Annotated in this window: 23 protein-coding genes and 3 tRNA genes; 14 read left to right on the forward strand and 12 right to left on the reverse strand. The window is 65.8% G+C overall.

Annotation, left to right across the window (positions count from 1 at the left end):
- Positions 1 to 3: 3 nt before the first annotated feature.
- Positions 4 to 1,938 carry an ABC transporter ATP-binding protein gene (locus tag ACFR9U_RS12745; RefSeq protein ID WP_247380549.1) on the forward strand — a complete coding sequence of 645 codons (1,935 nt, stop codon included), beginning with the start codon at positions 4 to 6 and terminating at the stop codon, positions 1,936 to 1,938.
- 2 nt (positions 1,939 to 1,940) lie between these two features.
- On the opposite strand, the gene ACFR9U_RS12750 is transcribed toward ACFR9U_RS12745, so the two are convergent.
- Positions 1,941 to 2,165 carry a DUF7511 domain-containing protein gene (locus ACFR9U_RS12750; protein ID WP_247380547.1) on the reverse strand — a complete coding sequence of 75 codons (225 nt, stop codon included), beginning with the start codon at positions 2,163 to 2,165 and terminating at the stop codon, positions 1,941 to 1,943.
- Positions 2,166 to 2,332: 167 nt separating this feature from the next.
- Here ACFR9U_RS12750 and ACFR9U_RS12755 point away from each other — a divergent pair, with 167 nt between their 5' ends.
- Positions 2,333 to 3,082, forward strand: coding sequence for a creatininase family protein (locus ACFR9U_RS12755; RefSeq protein WP_247380545.1), 750 nt, complete (start codon positions 2,333 to 2,335; stop codon positions 3,080 to 3,082).
- Positions 3,083 to 3,109: 27 nt separating this feature from the next.
- Entirely contained in the window at positions 3,110 to 3,289 is a 180-nt protein-coding gene (locus ACFR9U_RS12760; protein WP_247380543.1) for a hypothetical protein, read from the forward strand.
- A gap of 71 nt (positions 3,290 to 3,360) precedes the next feature.
- On the opposite strand, the gene ACFR9U_RS12765 is transcribed toward ACFR9U_RS12760, so the two are convergent.
- The 3 genes from ACFR9U_RS12765 to ACFR9U_RS12775 all read right to left on the reverse strand — a co-directional run bounded on the left by ACFR9U_RS12765 (position 3,361) and on the right by ACFR9U_RS12775 (position 5,420).
- A complete protein-coding gene (locus ACFR9U_RS12765) occupies positions 3,361 to 3,834 on the reverse strand; it encodes a DUF5790 family protein (protein WP_247380541.1) in 474 nt (157 codons plus the stop codon).
- A 126-nt stretch (positions 3,835 to 3,960) separates the two neighbouring features.
- The gene (locus tag ACFR9U_RS12770) at positions 3,961 to 5,004 is read right to left on the reverse strand and encodes a DUF7544 domain-containing protein (protein ID WP_247380539.1); all 1,044 of its coding nucleotides are present in this window, start codon (positions 5,002 to 5,004) and stop codon (positions 3,961 to 3,963) included.
- A gap of 68 nt (positions 5,005 to 5,072) precedes the next feature.
- Positions 5,073 to 5,420: a dihydroneopterin aldolase family protein gene (locus tag ACFR9U_RS12775; RefSeq protein WP_247380536.1), complete on the reverse strand. Its 348-nt coding sequence runs from the start codon at positions 5,418 to 5,420 to the stop codon at positions 5,073 to 5,075.
- 116 nt (positions 5,421 to 5,536) lie between these two features.
- On the opposite strand from ACFR9U_RS12775, the gene ACFR9U_RS12780 reads away from it, so the two are divergent.
- A complete protein-coding gene (locus ACFR9U_RS12780) occupies positions 5,537 to 6,154 on the forward strand; it encodes a translation initiation factor IF-2 subunit beta (protein ID WP_247380534.1) in 618 nt (205 codons plus the stop codon).
- Positions 6,155 to 6,221: 67 nt separating this feature from the next.
- Positions 6,222 to 6,989 (forward strand): NAD-dependent glucose-6-phosphate dehydrogenase Azf, encoded by a 768-nt coding sequence (gene azf / locus ACFR9U_RS12785; protein WP_247380531.1) that lies wholly within the window; start codon positions 6,222 to 6,224, stop codon positions 6,987 to 6,989.
- 14 nt (positions 6,990 to 7,003) lie between these two features.
- Here the strand turns inward: azf and ACFR9U_RS12790 are convergent, their stop codons facing one another.
- The gene (locus ACFR9U_RS12790; protein WP_247380530.1) at positions 7,004 to 7,621 is read right to left on the reverse strand and encodes a DUF309 domain-containing protein; all 618 of its coding nucleotides are present in this window, start codon (positions 7,619 to 7,621) and stop codon (positions 7,004 to 7,006) included.
- A 150-nt stretch (positions 7,622 to 7,771) separates the two neighbouring features.
- Between ACFR9U_RS12790 and ACFR9U_RS12795 the strand changes: the two genes are divergently transcribed.
- Positions 7,772 to 8,632, forward strand: a complete 861-nt coding sequence (locus tag ACFR9U_RS12795) for a lipase family alpha/beta hydrolase (RefSeq protein WP_247380529.1) — start codon at positions 7,772 to 7,774, stop codon at positions 8,630 to 8,632.
- On the opposite strand, the gene ACFR9U_RS12800 is transcribed toward ACFR9U_RS12795, so the two are convergent.
- The 4 genes from ACFR9U_RS12800 to ACFR9U_RS12815 all read right to left on the reverse strand — a co-directional run bounded on the left by ACFR9U_RS12800 (position 8,629) and on the right by ACFR9U_RS12815 (position 11,756).
- On the reverse strand, positions 8,629 to 9,345 hold the full coding sequence (locus ACFR9U_RS12800; RefSeq protein WP_247380526.1) for a DUF7260 family protein: 717 nt from the start codon (positions 9,343 to 9,345) through the stop codon (positions 8,629 to 8,631). The genes ACFR9U_RS12795 and ACFR9U_RS12800 overlap by 4 nt on opposite strands.
- A gap of 1 nt (position 9,346) precedes the next feature.
- Positions 9,347 to 10,330, reverse strand: coding sequence for a metallophosphoesterase family protein (locus ACFR9U_RS12805; RefSeq protein ID WP_247380524.1), 984 nt, complete (start codon positions 10,328 to 10,330; stop codon positions 9,347 to 9,349).
- A 95-nt stretch (positions 10,331 to 10,425) separates the two neighbouring features.
- The gene (locus ACFR9U_RS12810; protein ID WP_247380522.1) at positions 10,426 to 11,028 is read right to left on the reverse strand and encodes a twin-arginine translocation signal domain-containing protein; all 603 of its coding nucleotides are present in this window, start codon (positions 11,026 to 11,028) and stop codon (positions 10,426 to 10,428) included.
- A gap of 86 nt (positions 11,029 to 11,114) precedes the next feature.
- Positions 11,115 to 11,756 (reverse strand): DUF7504 family protein, encoded by a 642-nt coding sequence (locus tag ACFR9U_RS12815; protein ID WP_247380520.1) that lies wholly within the window; start codon positions 11,754 to 11,756, stop codon positions 11,115 to 11,117.
- Positions 11,757 to 11,906: 150 nt separating this feature from the next.
- Between ACFR9U_RS12815 and ACFR9U_RS12820 the strand changes: the two genes are divergently transcribed.
- The 4 genes from ACFR9U_RS12820 to ACFR9U_RS12835 all read left to right on the forward strand — a co-directional run bounded on the left by ACFR9U_RS12820 (position 11,907) and on the right by ACFR9U_RS12835 (position 15,641).
- Positions 11,907 to 11,979: transfer RNA gene (locus ACFR9U_RS12820), tRNA-Arg, on the forward strand.
- A gap of 707 nt (positions 11,980 to 12,686) precedes the next feature.
- Entirely contained in the window at positions 12,687 to 14,129 is a 1,443-nt protein-coding gene (locus ACFR9U_RS12825) for a single-stranded DNA binding protein (RefSeq protein WP_247380518.1), read from the forward strand.
- Between the two features lie 64 nt (positions 14,130 to 14,193).
- On the forward strand, positions 14,194 to 14,634 hold the full coding sequence (locus ACFR9U_RS12830) for a histone family protein (protein ID WP_282594368.1): 441 nt from the start codon (positions 14,194 to 14,196) through the stop codon (positions 14,632 to 14,634).
- Positions 14,631 to 15,641, forward strand: coding sequence for a histone deacetylase family protein (locus tag ACFR9U_RS12835; protein WP_247380516.1), 1,011 nt, complete (start codon positions 14,631 to 14,633; stop codon positions 15,639 to 15,641). The genes ACFR9U_RS12830 and ACFR9U_RS12835 overlap by 4 nt, the downstream gene beginning before the upstream one ends.
- Here ACFR9U_RS12835 and cca read toward each other — a convergent pair.
- Positions 15,620 to 16,984 (reverse strand): CCA tRNA nucleotidyltransferase, encoded by a 1,365-nt coding sequence (gene cca, locus ACFR9U_RS12840; protein WP_247380514.1) that lies wholly within the window; start codon positions 16,982 to 16,984, stop codon positions 15,620 to 15,622. The genes ACFR9U_RS12835 and cca overlap by 22 nt on opposite strands.
- A gap of 100 nt (positions 16,985 to 17,084) precedes the next feature.
- Here cca and ACFR9U_RS12845 point away from each other — a divergent pair.
- The 4 genes from ACFR9U_RS12845 (at position 17,085) to msrA (ending at position 19,881) form a co-directional block, all read left to right on the forward strand.
- Positions 17,085 to 17,157 (forward strand) — tRNA-Asn (locus tag ACFR9U_RS12845).
- Positions 17,158 to 17,254: 97 nt separating this feature from the next.
- Positions 17,255 to 17,361, forward strand: a tRNA-Ile gene (locus ACFR9U_RS12850).
- A 300-nt stretch (positions 17,362 to 17,661) separates the two neighbouring features.
- Positions 17,662 to 19,203: a hypothetical protein gene (locus ACFR9U_RS12855; RefSeq protein ID WP_247380512.1), complete on the forward strand. Its 1,542-nt coding sequence runs from the start codon at positions 17,662 to 17,664 to the stop codon at positions 19,201 to 19,203.
- 132 nt (positions 19,204 to 19,335) lie between these two features.
- Positions 19,336 to 19,881, forward strand: a complete 546-nt coding sequence (gene msrA / locus ACFR9U_RS12860) for a peptide-methionine (S)-S-oxide reductase MsrA (protein WP_247380510.1) — start codon at positions 19,336 to 19,338, stop codon at positions 19,879 to 19,881.
- Between the two features lie 2 nt (positions 19,882 to 19,883).
- On the opposite strand, the gene ACFR9U_RS12865 is transcribed toward msrA, so the two are convergent.
- Positions 19,884 to 21,392, reverse strand: a complete 1,509-nt coding sequence (locus ACFR9U_RS12865) for a DUF7282 domain-containing protein (protein WP_247380508.1) — start codon at positions 21,390 to 21,392, stop codon at positions 19,884 to 19,886.
- 72 nt (positions 21,393 to 21,464) lie between these two features.
- On the reverse strand, positions 21,465 to 23,051 hold the full coding sequence (gene hutH / locus ACFR9U_RS12870) for a histidine ammonia-lyase (RefSeq protein WP_247380915.1): 1,587 nt from the start codon (positions 23,049 to 23,051) through the stop codon (positions 21,465 to 21,467).
- Between the last annotated feature and the right edge of the window lie 13 nt (positions 23,052 to 23,064).

Consider the following 23,064-nt stretch of genomic DNA (forward strand, 5'->3'; position numbering starts at 1 on the left):
ACGATGGACATCCACGCGGCTGAGGAGGACGACCCGTTCGAGGAGGCACGCGAGCGGGCGGACAATCCGATGCGGCGGCTGTTCACCGAGTACGGTCGGGAGAACGATCGCGCGTTCGCGGTCGGCGTGTTCGGCAGCGTCGTCGCCCGGATGCTCGATCTGTTACCGCCGGTGTTGCTCGGCCTCGCCGTCGACGCCATCCTGCGCAACGACAAAGCGTTCGGCCTCCCGCTGGTCCCCGACGGGCTGCTCCCGACGACGCAGACCGGCCAGCTCGTCCTCACCGTCGGTCTCATCGCGGCGGCGTTTTTCGGCGGCGCTGCGTTCCACTGGCTACGCAACTGGGGCTGGAACGGGTTCGCCCAGCACATCCAGCACGCCATCCGGACTGACACCTACGACAAGATGCAGCGGCTAAACATGGATTTCTTCGCCGACAAGCAGACCGGCGAGATGATGTCGATCCTCTCGAACGACGTCAACCGGCTGGAGAACTTCCTCAACGACGGGATGAACTCCATGTTCCGGCTGTCGATCATGGTACTCGGCATCGCCGGCATCCTCGTCTGGATCAACTGGCAGCTCGCCGTCGTCGCGCTCGTCCCGGTGCCGCTGATCGCCTTCTTCACCCTGAAATTCATCCGCACGATCCAGCCCAAGTACGCCGACGTCCGGGCCTCCGTCGGCAAAGTCAACTCCCGGCTGGAGAACAACCTCGGCGGGATTCAGGTCATCAAGAGCGCCAACACCGAGGGCTACGAGTCCGACCGCGTCGCCGACGCCTCGCGGGACTACTTCGACGCCAACTGGGACGCTATCGGGACGCGCATCAAGTTCTTCCCCGGCCTGCGCGTCATCGCTGGCGTCGGCTTCGTCCTCACCTTCGCCATCGGCGGCTACTGGGTGCTCGTCTTCGAGCAGACCGGGGCCGCCCCCTGGCTGTTCACCGAGCCGCTGTACACCGGCGAGTTCGTCACGTTCATCCTCCTGACACAGCGATTCATCTGGCCGATGGCACAGTTCGGGCAGATCATCAACATGTACCAGCGCGCCCGCGCGTCGGCCGAGCGCATCTTCGGCCTCATGGACACGCCCGCGCGGATCGCCGAGAACCCCGACGCCGAGCCGCTCTCCCTGGACGGCGGAGACGTCGCGTACGAGCACGTCTCCTTCAGCTACGACGACGAGCCCATCCTCGACGACGTGTCATTCACCGTGGACGGCGGCGAGACGTTCGCGCTCGTCGGTCCGACGGGCGCCGGGAAGTCCACGGTCCTGAAACTACTGCTCCGGATGTACGACGTGGACGACGGGGAGATTCGCGTCGACGGCCAGGACCTCCGGGACGTGACCATCCAGAGCCTCCGCCAGGCCGTCGGCTACGTCAGCCAGGAGACGTTCCTGTTCTACGGGAGCGTCGCCGAGAACATCGCGTACGGGACGTTCGACGCGACTCGCGAGGAGATCGTCGAGGCCGCCAAACTGGCCGAGGCCGACGAGTTCATCACGAACCTCCCGGACGGCTACGACACCGAAGTCGGCGAGCGTGGCGTCAAGCTCTCGGGCGGGCAGCGCCAGCGCATCGCCATCGCCCGCGCGATCCTCAAAGACCCCGAGATCCTCGTCCTCGACGAGGCGACCAGCGACGTGGACACGGAGACGGAGATGCTCATCCAGCGCTCGCTCGACCGACTCAGCGAGGACCGCACGACGTTCGCCATCGCGCATCGGCTCTCGACGGTCAAAGACGCCGACCAGATCGTCGTGCTCGACGACGGTCGGATCGTCGAGCGCGGTACCCACGAGGACCTGCTCGCAGAAGACGGGCTCTACGCCAACCTCTGGGCCGTCCAGGCCGGCGAGATCGACGAGTTGCCCCAGGAGTTCATCGAGCGCGCCACGCAGCGGCGCGCCCAGACGGACGCGGACGACGACTGAGATCAGCGCCAGTCTTCGAGCGAGACGTACGCGCCCTCCTGGGCGGTCATCCAGCGCGTCATGATCGTCGCGTCGGTGACGCCGGCCGGATACAGCGTCAACTCGTCCGGCCCGTCCGCGTGGGGAACGAGGATACTTTCGAGGCGAGCCTCCTCGGCTACCGCTGCCTCCTCGGCCAGCTGCTCGTCTCGCGTGCGACCACCGTCGTCGGGTTCTGAGTACGACATCGTGTGTTCACCTCGCTCACGTCACGCGGCGTGACGCCTAGTTAGCGATACGAGAGACGACCATAAAACGGCAGCAGTCGATTCCCATCCCGCAGGAACGAAAGCCATACTTCCCCAGCGACCGAAAACCGCCGACGGTTTTTGCCGGTGGCGCCTGACACGCGAGTATGCACCTCGCGGACGCCACCTGGACCGACATCGACGACGCGGACGCTGACCTCGCCGTCCTCCCCGTCGGCAGCACCGAACAGCACGGCCCACACGCGCCCCTGGGAACCGACTACCTGACAGCCGAGGCCATCGCCGACGCGGGGGCCGACGCACACGAAACCGCGGCCGACCAACCGGTCGTCGTCGCGCCGCCGATTCCTGTCGGGGTCGCCGAAGAACACCGCCAGTTCACCGGGACGCTGTGGGTCAGCGAGGACACCTTCCGCGCGTACGTCCGGGAGACCGTCGAGTCGCTCGCCAGTCACGGGTGGACGCGCGTCGTCGTGGTCAACGGCCACGGCGGCAACGTCGCGGCGCTCCGGGAGCTCTGTGGCGACGTGACGCGCCACACTGACGCCTACGCCGTCCCGTTCACCTGGTTCGACGCGGTCGATCCAGAAGACGTGTCCATGGGCCACGGCGGTCCCGTCGAGACGAGCGTCCTCCAGCATCTCCATCCCGACCTCGTCCACGAAGACCGCCTCGACGAGGCGGGCGACGGCGCCGCCGACGGCTGGGGCGACTGGCAGAGCGGCGTCAACCTAACCTACGACTCCGCCGAGTTCAGCGAGAACGGCGCCGTCGGCGATCCGGGCGAGGCGAGTGAGGAACTGGGCGAGCAGCTGTTCGACGCGGCGGTCGACGCGCTGGCAGATCTCCTGGCACGCGTCGCCGACAGAGATGTCGATCAACCGAACCACAAGTGACTTTCACGACAGCCGACGCTACTGCGTATGGGACGCGACACGATCGTTAGCTGGGAGACGTTCGCGCTCTTTCTCCTGTTCCCACCGCTGGCAGTGCTGGCGATCGTCTTCTTTCCAGTGACGCTGCTCGTCGTCTTCTACCTGTACTACCGTGGGCGAGAGAAAGCGAGAGCGGCAGGGGACGGCCGGTCGTCCTCGCTGGAGTGACGACAGCGACGAGGGCGTCTGGGCAGGGGCTCTCCGCGACGAAGCTGGCTGCGGTTCGAGACCCGGCGCGGCTAGTCCGCGGCTTCCGCCTCTTCGGCGTCCGCGTCGGCTTCGGCGTCTGCATCGTCGGCGTCGCTCTCGTCGGTCTCGGCCGCTTCGTGAGCGTCGTCGAGTGCGCCGCGGAGTTCGGGGACGGTGCTCGCGAGATCGCTGACCTGCTCGTGGGCGTCCTCGATGTCCTCGAAGACGGCGTCGAGGGTCGCGATCTGTTCCTCGAGGTCGTCGGGGTCCTCGAACGCGTCGGCACGTTTCCCCATCGTGTACCACTTCTTGGCGTCGGTGAGGTGGGCCGCCGCATCGTCGGTGTCGAGCGCCGAGCGCAGGCCGTTGAGCACGCCGAGCGTGTTGTCGGCGTCGGCGTTCCAGATGGTGTCCGACTCGGGTAGTGCCTCGCGGGCTTTCGTCAGCGAATCCTCGACGTCGTCGCGCATCTCCGAGGCCGCCTCGTCGAACAGTTCGTCGTCGTCCAGAGTCGTCTGACCCATGACTGACGCTTCAACGGCTGAGGGTATAAATACCCGCCCGAAAGTGAAAGTATAACCGCCAGCAGTCGACGGGGTCGGTTCAGTACCCCCTCGATAAACAGCGGGATCGCTGGCGTCTGTCGGCACTCACTGGCGGACGTCGGCCCTGAGGTCGGCGATCACGTCGAACTCTTCGTTTGTGTCGCCGAGGATCAAGAGGGTGTAGAGCCGCAGGAACGTCTGCAGCGGGACCTGCACGAGCGCCAGGAGCGCAACGAGGAGCGCGACGTACAGCAGCGCGAGCACGACGAGGACGGCACCGACCGCCAGCGAGAGGTGGGCACCGCCGGCGACGAAGGCGATCCCGCCGACGAGAGCGAACGGAATCAACAGGGAGACAGCACCGATACCCATCGCAGTTGCGGCGATGAGGCTGATGGCGATGGTCAGGACGAACGCCACGACGACGTAGACGCCGAACTGTTTCAGCTGGCCGCGGAGGGTCGGCCAGAACCGACGCCAGCCGCCCAGGACGGTGCGGTCTTCGGCCAGCATGACGGGGACGACGAACGCGGTGGTGAACCCGTTGACGAGGGCGACGAGCGTGAAGACGACGATCATGACGGGGACGAGGACGAGGATCGCACCGAGAATCTGTGCCGGGATCGGATCGGTCGGAACCCCGCCGAAAAAGACGACGGCGATGGCCGCACCGACGAGGCCGACGGCCGCGAAGCCGAGCAGGGAGACGCCGAGGCGGAAGCCGAACAACCTGAGTCCGGCCCGCCAGTGGCGGCCGAAGTAGCGCCTGATCTGCACCGCGTCACGGCTGAGCGATTCGACGAAGACGAACTCCATCACGGACCCGATGAACCCGAGGACGAGGCCGAGCAGGATCACGACGCCGATCACGACGCCGATCAGTAGCCAGACGTCGTCGGTCGGGATCGGATCGGGCAGGTCAGAGGGCACCTCGGTCGGTTCGAATCCCTCGTCGCTGGGGCCGGCTTCGGTGTCCGCGAAGTCCGAAGAGGACGTGCCGAAGTTCGCGGGGGATTGCAGTCCGAGACCGCCACCGACGAACAGGACGATGAGGGCCAGGCGGAGCCAGCGCGACCGATCGAACGGGAGAAGGAACGACTTCGTCGCCTCGATGGCGTCACCGACGTTCTCCACGGCGTAGAGAGACATGCCAGACAGTTCACATGCGATACGTAAATACACCCAGTGACAGCTTCTGACTCGGAAACCCTGGCCGCTCAGGACTGCACGTCGGCGACGGCCATCAGCGGGTAGCCGTCCTCCATCTCCATGCGCGCCAGGACCTCGACGCCTTCGTAGTCGATCAGCATCTCGACGTCGAGGAAGCGACCTGTGAGTTCCGTGTACTCGGCCGCGCCGTCGTCGATCGCGGCCGCGAGTTCGTCGGTCAGGACCTCGACGGTCACGGATTCGCAGAACGGTTGATTCTCGATGGACTCCTCCATGGCGCGCGCGAGTGAGTCGGCGCTGTCGGGGCTGACCGGCGTGCCCGCGAACTGGTGGTACAGCGAGCCGAACTTGATGCCCGCCTCGAAACAGGCGGTCTGGGGGTCTGTCGGATCCATGACGGAGGGACGTGGGCGCTTCAGAAAGTCGCTTCCGTTCGACCAACACCCGGCACGGTTTGCCGTGGAACGGTCAGACACGGAACTCCTATACGGAGTGACCGACTCGAGAAGGTATGGACTACGAAGCGCAGCTCGACCGTGCCTACGAGGAACTCCCCGAGCGCACGGCCAGCCAACAGCGGCTCCAGATCCCCGACCCGGAAGTCCAGGAAGACGGTGCGTTCACACGCCTGACGAACCTCAAAGAGATCGCGGACACGCTCTCGCGCGACGCCGAGCACGTCCACCGGTTCGTCCAGCGGGAGTTCGGGACCAACGGCCAGTTCGACGGCGACCGGTCGCGATACAACGGCTCGTTCGACGAGGCCGACTTCGAGGCGGCGCTCGACCGCTACGCCGAAGAGTACGTCATCTGTTCGGAGTGTGGCCTGCCGGACACGAAACTCACCACCGAGGACCGCACGCAGATGCTGCGCTGTGAGGCCTGTGGTGCGTTCCGACCCGTCGAGAAGCGGGCCGGGAGCAGTAGCAAGTCCTCCTCGACGACGACCACGCTCGAAGAGGGCGAGACGTACCAGGTCAAGATCACGGGCATGGGCCGGAAAGGCGACGGCGTCGCCGAGAAAGGCAAGTACCGCATCTTCGTCCCCGGCACCAGCGAGGGCGACGAACTCCAGGTCTACATCGACAACATCAGCGGGACGCTGGCGTTCGCCCGGCCGGTGCAGTAACTGACAACGGATTTGCAGACCGCGAACCGTATCTTACTTACTGACGCCGCGGTTCAGAGTTACCTGAATGGACGACCCGGTTTTGCTCACGGGTGCGGGCGGTAACGTCGGCGAGGCGATCCTCGGAGGCATCGGCGACGAGTACGACTGGCGGCTCATGTTCCACAGCCCACCGGCGGACGAGCCCGACCACGAGTACCTCGTCGGCGACGTCACTGACGACGAGACGGTCCAGGCGGCCGTCGACGGCGTCAGTGCCATCATCCACCTCGCCGGCGACCCGCGCCCCTCCGCACCGTGGAAGAGCGTGCTCTCGAACAACATCGACGGCACCCAGAAGATGTACGAGGCGGCCGTCGAACACGACGTCGAACGGTTCGTGTACGCCTCCTCGAACCACGCCGTCGGCGCCTACGAGACCGACGAGCGCACGCCCGAGATGTACCGCCCCAACGACGAGTTCCGCCTGGACGGAACGGAACTCCCCCGGCCTGGCAACCTCTACGGCGTCTCGAAGGCCACCGGCGAGGTCCTCGGCCGCTACTATCACGACGAACACGGCATCAAAGTCTGTAACGTCCGCATCGGCAACCTCACGGAAGGCCATCCCCCGATCGACTACGAGCGCGGCCAGGCGATGTGGCTCTCCTACCGCGACTGCGCCCACCTCCACGAGTGCACGCTCGAAGCCGACTACGACTTCGAGATCGTCTACGGGATCTCCGACAACGAGCGTAAGTACTACTCGCTTGAACGGGCCAAGGACGTGCTGGGCTACGAGCCCATGGACAACTCCGCCGAGTGGGACGGCGACGAGCGCGTCGACGCGAACTGATTTCTCCGTCCCGGTTACTCGAACAGCCCGTCGACGTCCGCTTCTCGCTGCTCGCGCCGCTGAACGTGTTCCGCCAGCCGCTGGTAGACGATACCGCGATGGGCCGCATCGCGCGCGAAGTCCAGCACGAAGGTGACGAACTCGCTCGTCTCCTGGCCCGCGTCGACGTCGGTTTCGGCGTAGCGAATCGCCTGTTCGACGACCGACTCGTCGTAGTGTCGGTCCTCGGCGTACACCTCGGCAGCGACGGCGGCCGCCTCGAACGACAGCTCCGCGAGTTCCACGACCGCGCCGTCGTGGGTGAGTGCGGGCGGCCCTCCCCGCTCGATCACCTCGGGGTCGTCCCCGAGCGCCCCCAGGAACGATCGGACGGCTGTGAGGTCCACGCCGCGGTACTGCTCGCCGAGGTCGACGAGGTACGCCGCGGCGCTGTCGGCCAGGCCGGTCGCGCCCGCCCAGTTGCGCTCGCTGGCGTGGTGGACGGCGGCGGTGAACTGGATGAGCCCGTGCAGGAACTGCTCGTCGTCGGTGTCCCGTTCCAGACCGAGCCAGTACTCCTCCCAGGCGTCGTGTGCGGCGTGAAAGTCGCCGGCGTTGTAGATCGCCAGTCCCGCCCGGAGGTTCGGCTCCATACGGGCAACCAGGAGCGCCGCCGAGAAATGGATTGGGACTTCCCCGTTAGAGCCGAGTGCGCACGTCCTGTTCGGCACCCGGTAGATCGCAGGGAGGACCCGTCGACACGTGTGAAAATAGATATCTGGGAGCCGGTCCGAGTAGCAAACGTGACGGACAGTCAGGAAGACTCGGGTGGGGAAAACGAGGACTCGACAGTGAGCCGTCGGGACGTACTGCGACGGGCTGCGATCGGGGCAGCAGCGCTGACGGGCGTGGCAGCGGTCGTCGGCGGTACCGAAGCGAAGAGTTGTCTCTCCCTGGCTGGCACCGATGCGCCGGACGACTTTCCGATGATCGAACACGGGAGTACCAGCGGGGACTTCCCAGCGGCCCCCGACGAACTGACGATCTTCGTCCACGGTTGGTTCGAACGCCTCGGCGGTGACGCGACGGGGCAGTCGTATCTCGCGAAGCAGGCGCTCCGCGATGCGGAGTACACCGGCGCAGTCGCCGGCTTCGAGTACGACGGAAACGACCCGTGGTGGTGGGCGGCCAAGGACGACGCCGAAGCGGACGGCCGAACCTTCGCCGACTGGCTCACGACCTACCAGTCCCAGCATCCGGCGACGGACGTCCACGTCATCTGCCACTCGCTCGGCGGGCGCGCATCACTGGCGTGCCTCGACGAGCTCCAACGGGACGACGCGCGCGTGACGTCGCTCTCCTTGCTCGGGGCTGCTGTCGACGCCGGGTCGGTCACCGAGGGCGCGGGGGAAACCGGCGACTGGTACGACGCCGTCGCCGACGGCGCCGACGACGTGTACAACTATCACAGCGCCAACGACGGCATTCTCGAATACGTCTACAGCGTCGGCGAGTTCGGTGACGAAGCGCTCGGCGAGGAAGGCGCCGACGGGACGCCGCCGGACAACTTCACCGACGTCGACGTGACCGACCAGATAGACGACCACTGCGAGTACTTCCAGCCCGACGTCGGCTGTCTCGGCGACGTCGGCAGCCGGCTCTAATCGGCGGGTTCGTCGCGTTTCGTCGTCCACTCGGCCACGCGCGCCAGCACCGTTTCGAGCGTCGTGAGCACCGGATCGACGCCGGGTTCGTCTTCGTACAGGTCAGCCACGATCCCCGTCGACTCGTGGTCGAGGATTGACTCGCGAGCTGCCATTCGATCACGACAGCGTCGTTCGATGTGGGTCACCCTGCTCCGCTCGTGCGCTGTCGCTGTGGCCGTCGCCGCCACCGCATCGAGCAGATCGAGCGCGAGCTGTTCGGTCCGGTCGAGCGTCGCCAGTTCGGCGTCGATGGTCCTGATTCGGTCGACGCGTCGCTCGTGGGCGGTACTCGCGGCATCGACGATGCGCGCCCGCAGCTCCGGGGTCAGCATCGTCGCCCGGCGGACCGTCCGGGCGAGTTGGCTCCCCAATTCCGCGGCGAGGTGAGTCGTGTACGGGTCGTCGTACGCGTCGCGGTAGTGCGGGACGGCCATGACCGTGGTTTCGTACGCACGCCGGACCGCCGCCAGTCCGTCGTCGTCGGGGCGCACGCTCGCCGCACAGGTCGGGTCGGGCGCAACGGTCGCGTGTGCGCCGTCGACGGAGAGCCGTTCGGCGCGCTTGCAGAACTGGTCGAACGCGGCCCGTTCGTCCACGAGTTCGCGACGGACGAGCCGCAACTGCGTTCGGGCTGCGTCGAGCGACGCCGTCGGTGGAATCTGCTGGGCCATCTCACTGCCCCGACGGTGCCATGTCGCCGCCGGACGCTGTCGCGGGTCCCGGCCGCTCGTCCACGAAGGGGAGCTCGGAGAGGAGGCCGCGATCGAGGCAGTCCGCGACGGCCTGCCCGTGTTCCCGCCCCTCGTTCGCGTGTGCGTACGCCTCCTCGAACCCCGCACGGTCGACCAGCGGCACGACGTCGATCGTCGTCCCCCGCGAATCCATCTCGACGTGGAGGAACGACGGCGGGAGCGAACAGATCGCCGGCGCGATGACCTCCCGGACGCCAGCCACGGTTGTGGTTGCCGGCCAGTGGATGTGCCCGGAGATCACGAGTTCGACGCCCCCGTCGGACAACACCGTCGCCAGTTCGCTCGCGTTCCCCATCTGGTAGAAGTCGGCGTTGGCGAACTCACCGGTGTGTTGGTCGGGGTGTGTCAGGTTGTGGTGACAGACGACGACCGGATTCGCGAGCCCTGGCAGGATGGATTCCAGCCAGTCCAACTGGGCCGTCGAAACGTGGCCCGCGTGATCGTCGGTCAGACGGTCGTCCGAGGTCGTCGCCGTGTCGATTCCGACGATATCGACGCCGCCGACGTGCTTGACGAACGGCAGTCGACCGGTCGCGTACGTCTCCGCGAACGTCTCCACGGGCGGCGTCTGGTGACTGTCGAACGCCTTTGGAACGTCGTGGTTGCCCGGCACCGCGACGTGCGGTGCGTCGAGTTCCTTCAGTAACGCGTCGACGCGAGTGAACTCGCGTGGAGCGCCGTCCTTGGTCAGGTCGCCGGCGAACACCACCGCGTCGACGTCGAGGCGATTGGCCTCGGTGATTGCCGTCCGAAGCCGCTGTTCTGTCCGGTGAAGTACCTTCCACGTCCCCGTTCCCCACGGCGTCACGTGTGCATCCGCGAACACCGCAAAACTGGTCGGCGTCGCCGTCTGCGGGCGACGAAGCCGCGCCACTGCCGGCCCCGGCGCACTCCGGTAGAGCATTACACGGTACTGATTCTTACCAGCAAATAAAAATATCGTAATTTTTATATTTTCGGCTACGTTCGGCACTTGGCACCTGCGAGCGGTATTGAGCGCTATTGAGACGACGGGTCACCTACGCTGGCGCCCCCGTGAGCAGCACTGGCAACGTCACGGCGGCCGTCAGACCCGTCGTGCGTGACCGACACCTGGCTCGGCAGCGACTCCGCGAAGGTAAACCGTGCTTCGTAATCGATTTCGACGATCGCCTGGGTACAGGCGTCGCTAGTGGGTACGTCGATCGTCTGGACCGTGACCGACAGGTGGTCGGCCTGTTCGTCGTAGGTCACCTCGCCCAGTTCGGCCGTCGTGCATCCGTCTGCACCGGGGATCGTCCCCGTCACGACGACCTCGGTTTTGTCGGCATCGAAGTCGACCGTCGCGTCGTGTCGCTCGGTGCCGGACCCGGTGTCGGTGACTGTGAACGACTGATTCACGAGGCCGTCCTCGACGGTGGTCGTCGGGTGGTCACCGGAGTCCGTCGTGGTCGTGTCGTCAGTTTCGGTGGTGTCGGTCGAGGGGTCGGTCGGCTGGCTGCCGGGGTCGTCCGAGTCATTCGTGTCGTCGTCGGTGCTGCGGTCACCGGACTGCGTACAGCCGGCGAGCGCGAGCAGGGCAGTCGTGGAGGCGGTTCCCGTCAGGAAACTGCGTCGGCGCATACTCGACGTGTTGGTAGACGTGAAAAAGGACTTTGGGAAGACACAAACGCTCGTTTGACACAGCGGCGACCCGCGAGCGCAGGTGGTCAGCGCGTCTTGACGGACCACTCGCCAGTCTCGTCGACTTCGACGACGGCGTCGAACAGCCCCTTGATCGTCGCGAGCGTCTGCTCGTCGTGGGCGTCGGGATCGAGGTGATAGTGCCCGACGCCGTGCGCGGACTTGACGCGGCCGGTGACGACGTGGAGGAACCGGAAGGCGCGTTTGAGGTCCGCGTACTGGAGGAGCGCAGTCAGCGAGTCGAAACAGAGTCGCGGCCGGTCGACGGCGTCGGCCTCGTAGGCGTACTCCAGGAACTCGCTGAGTTCGATCCCCAGGCCGGTGAGATCGGACGCGTTCTCGATCACCGAGACGGACCAGCGGTCCCCGGCGTCGGGGCTGCCATCCGACGAGAACCGGGGGTCGGCTCGGTCGCCGACGCTGATTACCATTCCGTGTGCAGGGGCAGTGCCAACGTGGGCCTGCCAGTCGTCGATCCATTCGGCCGGCGACTGGCGATAGGAGATGCCCAACACAGTCGCACTGGGAGGGTCCTCACCGGCCAGGAGATCCAGACAGACTCCACTGGTGGAGGTCCCGAACGACGGTTCCATGACGAGGATGTTCGCCGCCCCGCGCAACCGCTCAGAGAGGGAGTTTGTTTCTCGACTTGCGACCGGCTCAGCCATACCACTCATCCGTCACCGGGCAGTATAATATTGCTGATTCAGACAAGAAATTAACCAAAAGCTTGCCAGTGAACGTGAGTAAGTGCAGGCAAGCGAATGTGGCCGGCGAATCGTAACCCCTTTATCTACCACCCCGAAATGGATGAATGAGTCCTGATAGGGTAGTGGACTATCCTCTTGGCTTGCGGAGCCAGGGACCGGAGTTCAAATCTCCGTCAGGACGCTACACTTTCCGAGAACTAACCTGTGAGCGACTTCCATGTCGCTCACTTCGTTCTCGGTTATGCGACTCACGGAGATTTGAGCAGCGAACGAGCGCAGCGAAGTGAGTGAGTTCAAATCTCCGTCAGGACGTTCATTCCTTCGGAATGCTTCGCTTCGCTCAGCATTCGCTCAGTCATCATCGGGCGACTCTGTGAGTCGCCCGATTGTAAGCGAGACCAGAGGTCTCGCCCTATTCACGTCCTGACTTGCCCTACGCTCGCTTCGTCGCCGGCGCGTAGCGCCGGCTGCCAGAGGGACCAAAGGTCCCTCCCTGCTCGCGTAGGACTCCGTCAGGACGTTTCTGCCGACGCAATCCGCCGAGCGACGCTACTGTCGCTCACATCGTTCTCGGCTGTTCCACCGACACGAACAGCCAGTCAGCAACAGCAGTTCACGCTCCTCCCCAACCGCCTGACTCACTACGCTCGTCAGTTGAGCCTTCGCTCGCAGGATTCGCGAAGGCCTCTCGCAACTCCATCGCGGCATGGACGCCGCGACAGCGCGCGCCTCGTCCGGGATCGCGACCGGCCGCATGTTTAAATCGGAGAACGCAGCAGCTACGGGTATGCCTGGCAGGAGAGAGAACACGGAATCGACAGACGGCAGCGGCCCGGAGGAGCGACGACAACGCTTAAGCGGAGCCCAACCTTCCACTTGCACAGACAGATGGGTGCGATAGAGGATATCTACGCGGACGTCGAGGCCGACGACGTTTCTCTCGAGGAGTTCCGTGAGGCCGTCGAGCAGAAGGTCGAGCAGATGGGTGGTCTCGCCGACGAGGAGACGGCGGCGATGCTCCTCGCGCACGAACTCTCCGAGGGCGAGGTCAACGCCATCGCGGACATCGAACCGGGCATGGACGAAGTGAAGTTCATCGCGAAGGTGATGAGCGTCGGCGACCTCCGGACGTTCGAGCGGGACGGCGAGGACGAAGACGGTCGCGTCATCAACGTCGAGGTCGCCGACGAGACCGGCTCGGTGACGCTCTCCTTTTGGGACGAACAGGCAGTGAGCATCGACGAGGGCGAACTCGACGTCGGTCAGGTGCTCCGCATCGCGGGCCGACCGAAAGACGGCTACAACGGGCTGGAAGTGAGCGTCGACAAGGCCGAACCCGACGACGACGAGGAGGTCGACGTCCAGCCGGGCGGCACGACGGCGATCGAGGCGCTGACGCTTGGGCAGTCCGACGTCAACGTCCGCGGGCTCGTCCTCGATACGGAGGGCGTCAGGACCTTCGACCGCGACGACGGCTCCGAGGGGAAGGTCGCGAACCTGGCCATCGGGGACGAATCGGGCCGGGTTCGGGTGACGCTCTGGGACGAGCGCGCGGACAGGGCCGAGGAACTCGATCCGGGCGTGGCCGTCGAGGTCGTCGACGGCTACGTTCGCGACCGCGAGGGCGACCTCGAACTCCACGTCGGCGACCGCGGTGCCGTCGAGGAAGTCGACGACACCGTCGAGTTCACGCCGGAAACCGCACCGATCGACGCGGTCGAGATCGGCCAGACCGTCGACGTCGGCGGCGTGATCCGATCTGCGGACCCGAAGCGGACGTTCGACCGCGACGACGGCTCCGAAGGTCAGGTTCGGAACGTCCGCGTCCAGGACGAAACCGGCGACATCCGCGTGGCACTGTGGGGAGACAAGGCGGACAAGGACATCCAGCCGGGCGACGAGGTGTTCCTGGCGGACGTCGAGATTCAGGACGGCTGGCAGGACGAACTCGAGGCGTCCGCCGGCTGGCGCTCGACCGTCGTCGTCCTGGAAGACGGCGCGTCAGACGCCACGGCAGGGGGCTCGACGGCCGAGAGCGGCGACGGCGCGTCGGCGGACAGTGGCGCCGACACGGGGCTGGATGCGTTCGCCGACGGCGACGGTGCTGGCGGCGGTGCGGCGACAGCGGCGACGACCACACAGGACGACGCCGAGAGCGCGGAGGTCGTCGAGTTCACCGGGACGGTCGTCCAGACGGGCGAGCCGGTCGTATTGGACAACGGAGAGGAAACGATGAGCGTCGAGACGGACGCGACGCTCCAGTTGGGGCAAGAAGTCACAGCACGCGGACGGGTCGACGAGGGTCGCCTGGATGCCGAGGACGTGTTCTAGGGACTCAGCGGGCGCCAACGGCCTCACGGAAAGTCTTAAGAGCGCGACCGCCCCGGTATGGCGTATGAGCGTCGAGCTGCCGTTCGCCCCGGTCGACACGGTCATTCGACGGAACGCAGGGTCCCTTCGGGTGAGTGCAGAGGCGTCCGAGGAACTCGCCCGTCGGATTCAATCGCGAGGTGCGAGTCTCGCCATCGATGCCGCCGAGGAGGCGACGGCGGAGGGACGGAAGACGTTGATGGCCGACGACTTCGGCGTCGCGTCCGTGCCAGACAAGAGCACGCTCGAGCTTCCCATCGCGCCCGTCGACCGCATCGCCCGCCTCGACATCGACGACAGCTATCGGGTGTCGATGGACGCGCGCATCGCCCTGGCAGAGATTCTCGAAGCGTACGCGGACGACGTCGCCGCGGCCGCAGCGACGCTGGCCCACCACGCCGGTCGTCGAACGATCAAGGCCGAAGACATCGAGGCGTACTTCGAACTCGCCCAGTACTTTGAATGAAATTCGGCTATCACGAGGACTGTCTCGAACACACGACGGGCTATCGCCACCCGGAGAGTCCGGACAGGCTCCGCGCGATCCGGCAGTCCCTGGCGAAGAAACACGGCGTCGAGTACGTCGCGGCCGACCCCGCGTCGAAAGCTGCCGTCGATGCGGTCCACACCGACGACTACGTCGAGGACATCAAGGCGTTCTGTGCCGACGGCGGCGGGAACTGGGACGCAGACACCGTCGCCGTCGAGGCCACCTGGGACGCCGCCCTCGCGGCCGCCGGCCAGGCGATCTGGGCGGGCGAGCGCGCGCTCGCAGGTGACGACGGCCGCCAGACGCCGTTCGCGATCGGACGCCCCCCGGGCCATCACGCCGTCGCAGACGACGCGATGGGCTTCTGTTTCATCAACAACGCCGCCGTGGCCGCGCGCCACGCCATCGATCAGGGGGCGGCAGCGCGAGTCGCGATCTTCGACTGGGACGTCCACCACGGCAACGGCATCCAGGACATCTTCTACGACGACGACGACGTGTTCTACACGTCGATCCACGAACAAGGGCTCTACCCCGGCACCGGGAAAGTCGACGAAACCGGCGAGGACGAAGGCGAGGGACGAACGATGAACCTGCCGTTGCCGGCCGGGAGCGGCGACGCCGAGTACCTGACGGCGATCGACGAACTCATCGCACCCGAACTCCGGGCGTTCGATCCCGACCTCGTGCTCGTGAGCGCGGGGTTCGACGCACACCGGCACGACCCGATCTCGCGAATGAGCGTCTCGACCGAGGGGTACGGCGCGATGACGGACCGCTTCCGCGACATCAGCGACGAGATCGGCGCCGGGCTGGGATTCGTACTGGAAGGCGGTTACGGACTGGACACCCTGGCCGAAAGCGTCAGCATGGTCCACGAAGTGTTCGACGGCCGTGAGCCGATGGAACCGGACGACGAGCCGAAAGACCGAGCCATCGCCGTCCTCGACGACGTGCGCGATCAGGGCTTCGGCGAGAAGTAACGCGCCAGGTCCCGCCCGAACGCGGGACAGAGTGCAGTGATCTCCCCACCGACCAGCACCTCGTAGTCGTCTTCGAGTTCCGTCGCGACGTGTGCGCCCAGGCCGACGTCGAACAGCGCTTCGCTCCGAAGGAACTCGACGGCGGTCGCGAACTCGCGTTCGCGTTCGACCACGTAGCGACCGTCCTCGACGAACGGCCCGTACGCGTCCGTCGCCTCGTACTTCTCGTAGAAGCCCGTCGCGTGGTCGCGGACGTGGATCGGCGGACCGTCGTGGCGCTCGATCCGTGGCCGCTCCGGGACGGCGAGTTCGACGAGCAGCACCGCTTCGTCGCCGTCGTCGACGTCGGCAAAAGCCTCGGCGCGGAACACGTCGAAGCCACGGCGGTCGAGTTCGCTCGTCACCCCGTCGAGAGATTTGCGAAGTTGGGGCCAGAGCTGATCCGCGACGATGTCGGGTGCCTCGAACCTGAGTGCGACCGGCGTCGTGCCCCTGTCCTCGACGTACCCGCGGACTGCGTCGGGCGACAGCGGCTCGGGCTCGTCGGGGTCGAAGCGGTCCTCGCGAGGGGCGGCGAGAAAGTCTCGCGCGTAGTGTTGCAGGCGCGCGACGTTCGTCGCCGAGAGCGCGGCGGCGACGTTCCGAGTGGGATCGGTCGGATCGATGACGACCAGCGCGTCGTCAAAGGATTCCGCGCCGTGGGCTTCGGGATCGAGTTCGACCGGTGGATGCCAGTCGGCGGCGGCGTCGAGGAACTCGCGAAAGCCGCCGTGTTCGAGAACGAGCAGCTCCGTGAGATACCCCGAGAAGCCGCGGGTCTTGAGGTTGCTCCCATAGACGCCGATTCCCTTCAGGAACGCCTTGCAGACGCGGACGTCGCCGGCGATCTCGTCGTCTAGCCGCGCCTCCAGATACTCGGTGTGGAAGGGCGTGCGGTCGACGGCCGACTGGATGGCCGTCGCGTCCTCGACGTCGTAACACGGCACCAGATCCACGGTGAACCCCTCGAACTCGCCGACCGTGTACGGATGTTCGGCGTACTCCTCGTGCCCGTCCGGGAGGACCTCGCGACCGATCCGGAGACCGTACTCCTCTAAGCGCTCGCGGTCGAGGTCGTCGGGAAAGCGGACGAACAGGTCCACGTCCCGGTCGCCGGCCAGCCACGTCCCGCGGGCCGTGCTGCCGACGAGCAGCACGTCGGCGTCGACCGGCAACTCGGCGACAGCCGCTTCCGTGCGCTCGGTGAGGCGTTCGGTCGCCGCACGGAGGCGGTCTCGTTCGTCGTCGTCGGGCGTAACGCGCTCACGCACGCTGTCGACGACGGCTGCGAACTCGTCAGTCATACCCGCTCGTTTCCGGTGACCGCGTGAAAGCGTGTCGATGCAGGTCGAAAACGAAAGCCCTTTCAAATAACTCCGGCTACCCAGTAGTGCAGACAAACGGGCCGCCGTAGCTCAGTTGGTAGAGCACCACGCTGTTAACGTGGTTGTCCCAGGTTCGAACCCTGGCGGTGGCGCTTCTCTGATCTCAGTTCCCACGAGCGACGTTGCCGTGATCTCCGCTCGTGCATCCCGATAGGCTAAAGACGAGTGATGCAGAACCACGGCATGCACGGGCCCTTAGCTTAGTCTGGTTAGAGCACCCGGCTCATATCAACTGCTGACCTCGGTCAGAGTTGTGGGACACCGGGCGGTCGGTGGTTCAAATCCGCCAGGGCCCATAGAACCGCGCCGCATTGCGGCGCGTGTGAGATGCTGCACAAGGATTTGAAGCAGGGAGCAGCTTGCTGCGACCGAGGTTCAAAATCCGCCAGGGCCCTCCTGCTGAGGAACAGAACCCAGAGAGACCCATCGAGATGGGAGTATAGAAGGCGTTTAACCCGACAAAACGAGCGATTTGTTACACACCAGGGTCGGAGCGCTGCCGGGACGTGCCAAAGATGACGTTTGCAACGTGATGGTCACTGAGGAGCAGCTGCAGTGACCCCATAACAAATCGAAAGTCGACTATTGGTGTTCGCATGCCAGATGAAACGAACGGCACCGACAGCAGCCTCGATCGACGGAACGTCCTGAAGGGCCTCACTGTAAGTGGCGCGGCGATCGCCGGCTTGAGCGGGCTCTCCGCGAGTTCGGTCGCACAAGAAAGTACGCTTCCGGCACCGTTCTGCGAAGCCGCCTCGTTGCCCCCCGTGCGTCCACCTGGAGGACAGGCGGGTCAGTGTATCAACTGCGTACCGTGTGACAATCCCATCGCCGTCAAGTTGGTTAGCGGCCTTTCCGGCACGTCTTATACCATCGATTCAGATGAGATTCCAGAGAACGCCGAGCACGTCACGTTCAAAGCGGGGCAGAACTGTTTCCTGGGCGAAGTCCCAGAGAATCCAACGGGGGATGTCACGTGGCAACTCGAACAAGACAACGGGCAACCGCCGAAGTTGCAGGACATCAGCAACGCGACGTTCTACACGTGTGGGGGTCAGAACCCGCCGACAGTCGACGACGTGAAGGTTACCTGTGATAAGATTACTTTCACCACCTCGAACATAGAGGACGTTACGACACTGAACGTAGCGGTAAAGTTCTCGGATCAGCCGTCGGATGATCCGCCCGAAGACTTCACCCCGACCTTGGAAAATGGACAGGCAACCGTAAATCTACCAGGTAACCGCGATCCAATACATGTTACAATAACGGATCAAAATGGTCTGATCCTGTTCGACGAGGGAGTGACAGCATCTGACGCACCGTGTGGGGATGCCCCGGCAGTCACCGGTGTCACAGTCAGGTGTGCATCGATCACGATTCAGACCGCGAACATCCAAGAAGGCGAACCGTTGGACGTGACCGTTACCTTCAGCGACGACTCCCAAAAACCGTACACGCCGGAGGTGGACGCCAACGGCGTAGCAGAGGTCACGCTCCCAGGGTATCTCGATCCGGAGTTCCTCGAAGTGCAGTACGACGGGCAGACGCTGTTCGAGGGTTTTGTCGCTGCGGAAGACGCGCCGTGTGCGAAGTGTCCGCCAGACCTCAACATCGCGTTCAAGTACAAGTACGGGACGTGGTGGCCCGACACCTACGACGACATCGGTGAGGAGGTCGACCCCGACGTGTTCTCGATCGACGGAGGCCGGAAGGAAGTGACCATCTGTGGTCCCTTCCCGTTCGCGGTCAGCTACGCGACGCGGACGAAGAAACATCACGACGGCTGCGACGGCGGGAAACATCACGACGGCTGCGGCGACGGAAAACACCACGACAAGAAGAAAAAACACCACGACGACAAAGACGGCCACGACGAGTGGAACAGCTGCGGCGACGGGAAACACCACGAGAAAAAGAAGCGTCACAACGACTGCGACGGGAAGAAGAAACACCACAAGCACCACGACTGCAAGTCGTGTGGCTGCTTCAAGGACTGCGAGGAACAGGAGCCAGTCACCGCCGAAAAAGAAGACGGGCAGTACTGTGCTACGATTTCGGCCACCACGGACGGCAAGAAGAACGGGAAGATCTGCTGGTTCCGCCTGCACTGCCCGGAGAACGACGTCAACGGGTGAGAACCCACGGCACAGACGTCCGCTGGACAGACGTGTCTGAGTCGGCAGCAGCCACACGTCCCCTGACCGGGCCGGGCGCGACGAGGTGGGTTCAGCGGGGAACTTAACGCCGTCCGCGCCCTACTCGGTTCCATGAGCGAAGACCGCTACGAGCAGGCGACGATCGCCGGCGGCTGTTTCTGGTGTATCGAAGCAGCGATGAAGGAACTCGACGGCGTCGTCGCCGCGGTGTCGGGATACACCGGCGGCCACGTCGAGGACCCCAGTTACGAGGCGGTCTGTCGCGGCGAGACCGGGCACGCAGAGGCCGTCCAGGTGACCTACGACCCGGACCGACTCGAATACGCGGACCTGCTGGAGGTGTTTTTCAGCGTCCACACCCCGACGACGAAGGATCGAGAGGGACCGGACGTGGGAAGCCAGTACCGCTCTGCGGTGTACTATCACGACGAGGCCCAGCGCGAGACCGTCGAGCAGTTCGTCGACGAACTCGACCGTTCCGGGGCGTACGACGACCCGATCGTGACGGAAGTCGAGCCGCTGGAGACGTTCTGGGAGGCAGCGGAGTACCATCAGGACTACTTCGAGAAACACCCCAACAAGCCCTACTGTGCGGTCAACGTCCAGCCCAAAGTCGAGAAGGTGCGCCAGAAGTTCGCCGGGAAAGCCGCCGAGTGAGCCTAGCGTCGCCGTGCGAGCAGAGCGAATAGAACCAGCATCGCCGCGAGGGTGACGCCGGCGCTGAACCCGGGGCCGTTCGCGGCCGTGATGGTGTAGGGAGTGAAGCCAGTCGTGGTCCCGGTGGCGCTAGGCCGGCCGTCCGTCGGACCGGGGAACTCGGACGCAGTGGCCGACCGCTCCGATCCGCCGGACGCGGTCGTCGATGTGGTTGGCGCCCGTGTGGTCGTTGCCGGTGGACGGGTCGTCACCGCCGGCGTTCCGGACGTACCGCTCACGTCCACGGTCGCGGAGACGAGCGTACTGCCCGTCCGGTAGGGCCGGTCGGGGCCGCTCCGGTCGAAAATGCGGTCGGTGTCGACGTCGACGTAGGCACTCACGTGGAGCGCGTCCGCCTTGACCGGTTGGCTGAACTGGACGGTCAGTCCGTCGTAGGCCCCGGCCTCGAGGAATCGGTTGCCGACGATCGGGCCGTCGGGACCGCCGGCGCGAACGATCAGGAAGCCGTCATGCGAGAAGTTGGCGCGCTGGAGGCGGATGCGGTCTTTCGTGTCGATCCGATCCGGGACGGAGAGTGACGCGGTGAGATTGGGAATGCGTCCCTCGGCTTTTCCGACGTTCTGGTCGCCGTTCTTGACGACGAACAGGAGGGGGATGCCGTCGGGGGCGTCGACCAGATCGTAGGTGGCGGTGAACGCGGGTTGGTCGCGACCGGTCACGCGGACGGTCTTCGTTCGCTGGAACGGCTCCGCGCCCGTGCCGGTGAGTTCGATTCGCAGTTCCGTCCCGGGTGCGAGCGTCGTGTGTGCACGCACCTGCTGGTCGGGCATCGGGAACAGGACCGGGCTGTTGCCGCTCTCGCCGGCCTCGAAGTCGACGGCGACCGGGAACACCAGGATGCTGGCGTTGGTCGCGTACTCGTCGAGGGCGAACCGGACCTGGTACACGTCACCGGAGTCGATCGGGCGAGTCGCGCCGTCGTCGGGGCGGCCGTTCCGGTTCTTGTCGAGGACGGTGTCGACCGCCGAGAGGTTGACCACCAGTTGGTAGGTGCTGCCGTCGACGTGAGTGACGGCAGTGCTCTCGGGATCGGTCAGCGAGAACACCTTCGGCGTCGTGTCCGACGGCGTGAACGCCTCGGTGCCCGTCAGCGACGCTCGCTCGCCGTCCAGGAGGGAGAAGAACTTGGTCGTCGTCTCGTTGCCGGGCTGGGACCGCACTGCGTCGTCCAGTCCGGGGGCGCTCACCTGCAGGACGAGCGTATCGGACAACGTCACGTGCGAGCGGGCCGTGATCGTCACGTTCCCGTACTCGGCGACGGTGTCTGCGTCCTGCATCGCGTCGAGATGGCTCCCGGGTGCGACGAACACCGTCAGGTTTGCCCCCTCGTCGGCCGCTGTCGCGTCGGTTCCCCCAGCCGTCGTCGGTGCCCCTGCCGCGACCCCGCTGCCCACAGCGAGGGCGAGTCCAGCAAACAGGACCGCCACCACCAGTGTCCGAGCGCGCTGCATCTACCAGTGGTTCCGTAAGCGAACATATGAGTGCTGGGGTAAGAACGATATTCAGACAGGTCAACGCACTGTTCACTCCAGCGTGTGCTCCAGCGCAGCGGTGACGCGGGCTTCGAGCAGTCCGCTGGCGACCAGTGCAGCCACCCGATCGACGTCCGGACTCGGCGGCCGGTCGTCGGTGAGCGGGTCGACGACCTCGCGGACTGCCTCGTAGGCCGCGCCGGTCCCGACGCCGTGAGCGAGATCGTCGTCGACGTACTCGGCGGCCTCGCTGGCACAGAGCAGTTCGATGGCGACGACGGTCAGCGCGTTCTCGACGGCCGTCTCCGCCTCGAACAGCGACTGGGCGCTCATGCTGACGTGGTCCTCCTGGTTGCCGCTGACGGGGACGTTGTCCACGGACGGACGGCCGCGGGTCCGGGCTTCGTCGACCAGCGCGGCAGCGGCGTACTGGGCGAGCATGTAGCCCGAGCGCACGCCGCTGTCGGCCGCGAGAAACGGCGGGAGGTAGTCCTCCTGGACGTGGGGATTGAGCATCCGATCGACTCGGCGCTCACAGATGGCCGCGAGGTCGGCAACTGCCCCGGTGAGGTAGTCGAGCCGGTGAGCCAGCGGCGCGCCGTGGAAGTTGCCGCCGGAGAGCACGGCGACTTCGTCGGTACCGGTGGCGTAGTCGTTGACCTGGTCGCGCGGGTAGATCAGCGGGTTGTCCGTCGCGCTGTTGAGTTCGGTCGCGACGGCCTCGCGGCAGTGGGCGACGGCGTCCCGGACCGCGCCGTGGACCTGCGGGAGACACCGGATGGAGTAGGCGTCCTGGACGCGGTCGCAGTTGCGGTGGGACTCGACGACGTCGGAGTCGGCGGTCACGCGTTTGACGTTGCGGGCGCTCGCAGCCTGCCCGTCGTGCGGTCGAACCGCAGAAATCGCCGCGTCCGAGGACGCCGTCGACCCCATCGTGACCTCCGTGGTGAGCGCGCCGGCCAGATCGGCCATCCGGACGGCCCGCGCGGCGTCGTGAACGACCAGGGCACCGACGCCGCAGGTGAGCTGGGTGCCGTTGATGAGCGCCAGGCCCTCCTTCGGGGCGAGTTCGATCGGGTCGAGCCCGGCAGCGTCGAGGGCCTCGTCGCCTGGCACTCGCTCGGATCCCTCGCCATCGGGCACGTCCGCTTCGCCCTCGCCGATCAAGACGAGTGCCATGTGGGCAAGCGGGGCGAGGTCGCCGCTGGCCCCCAGACTCCCACGGGAGGGCACCACCGGATGGACGCCCTCGTTCAGCAACGTCGTGAGGTGGTCGACGACGACCTCGCGGACGCCCGAGTAGCCTTTGACGAGCGTGTTGCAGCGCGCGACCATCATCGCACGGACCTCCTCGCGGGTCAGTTCGCGCCCGACGCCGGCGGCGTGGCTGCGGACGAGGTTCACCTGGAGGTCGTCCAGGTCGTCCCGGGAGATGCGCTCGGTCACCAGGTCGCCGAAGCCGGTGTTGACGCCGTACACCGCCTCGTCGGTGTCGAGCAGCGATTCGACGCGCTCGCGGGAGGTCCGGACGGCCTCGCGTGCGTCGTCGTCGATCGAGACCGGCGCGTCCTCCCGAGCGACTGCAACCACGTCCGCGATCCCGAGCGTTTCGCCGTCGACGGTCACCTCGTCGGGCAGTCGGTCGTCAGCC

Source organism: Halorientalis brevis (assembly GCF_042678165.1).
Classification (GTDB): domain Archaea; phylum Halobacteriota; class Halobacteria; order Halobacteriales; family Haloarculaceae; genus Halorientalis; species Halorientalis brevis.

Coding starts and splice junctions, on each gene's coding strand:
- ACFR9U_RS12745 (WP_247380549.1), top strand. CDS start 4: ATGGACATCCACGCGGCTGAGGAGGACGACCCGTTCGAGGAGGCACGC.
- ACFR9U_RS12750 (WP_247380547.1), bottom strand. CDS start 2,165: ATGTCGTACTCAGAACCCGACGACGGTGGTCGCACGCGAGACGAGCAG.
- ACFR9U_RS12755 (WP_247380545.1), top strand. CDS start 2,333: ATGCACCTCGCGGACGCCACCTGGACCGACATCGACGACGCGGACGCT.
- ACFR9U_RS12760 (WP_247380543.1), top strand. CDS start 3,110: ATGGGACGCGACACGATCGTTAGCTGGGAGACGTTCGCGCTCTTTCTC.
- ACFR9U_RS12765 (WP_247380541.1), bottom strand. CDS start 3,834: ATGGGTCAGACGACTCTGGACGACGACGAACTGTTCGACGAGGCGGCC.
- ACFR9U_RS12770 (WP_247380539.1), bottom strand. CDS start 5,004: ATGTCTCTCTACGCCGTGGAGAACGTCGGTGACGCCATCGAGGCGACG.
- ACFR9U_RS12775 (WP_247380536.1), bottom strand. CDS start 5,420: ATGGATCCGACAGACCCCCAGACCGCCTGTTTCGAGGCGGGCATCAAG.
- ACFR9U_RS12780 (WP_247380534.1), top strand. CDS start 5,537: ATGGACTACGAAGCGCAGCTCGACCGTGCCTACGAGGAACTCCCCGAG.
- azf (WP_247380531.1), top strand. CDS start 6,222: ATGGACGACCCGGTTTTGCTCACGGGTGCGGGCGGTAACGTCGGCGAG.
- ACFR9U_RS12790 (WP_247380530.1), bottom strand. CDS start 7,621: ATGGAGCCGAACCTCCGGGCGGGACTGGCGATCTACAACGCCGGCGAC.
- ACFR9U_RS12800 (WP_247380526.1), bottom strand. CDS start 9,345: ATGGCCCAGCAGATTCCACCGACGGCGTCGCTCGACGCAGCCCGAACG.
- ACFR9U_RS12805 (WP_247380524.1), bottom strand. CDS start 10,330: ATGCTCTACCGGAGTGCGCCGGGGCCGGCAGTGGCGCGGCTTCGTCGC.
- ACFR9U_RS12810 (WP_247380522.1), bottom strand. CDS start 11,028: ATGCGCCGACGCAGTTTCCTGACGGGAACCGCCTCCACGACTGCCCTG.
- ACFR9U_RS12815 (WP_247380520.1), bottom strand. CDS start 11,756: ATGGCTGAGCCGGTCGCAAGTCGAGAAACAAACTCCCTCTCTGAGCGG.
- ACFR9U_RS12825 (WP_247380518.1), top strand. CDS start 12,687: ATGGGTGCGATAGAGGATATCTACGCGGACGTCGAGGCCGACGACGTT.
- ACFR9U_RS12830 (WP_282594368.1), top strand. CDS start 14,194: ATGAGCGTCGAGCTGCCGTTCGCCCCGGTCGACACGGTCATTCGACGG.
- ACFR9U_RS12835 (WP_247380516.1), top strand. CDS start 14,631: ATGAAATTCGGCTATCACGAGGACTGTCTCGAACACACGACGGGCTAT.
- cca (WP_247380514.1), bottom strand. CDS start 16,984: ATGACTGACGAGTTCGCAGCCGTCGTCGACAGCGTGCGTGAGCGCGTT.
- ACFR9U_RS12855 (WP_247380512.1), top strand. CDS start 17,662: ATGCCAGATGAAACGAACGGCACCGACAGCAGCCTCGATCGACGGAAC.
- msrA (WP_247380510.1), top strand. CDS start 19,336: ATGAGCGAAGACCGCTACGAGCAGGCGACGATCGCCGGCGGCTGTTTC.
- ACFR9U_RS12865 (WP_247380508.1), bottom strand. CDS start 21,392: ATGCAGCGCGCTCGGACACTGGTGGTGGCGGTCCTGTTTGCTGGACTC.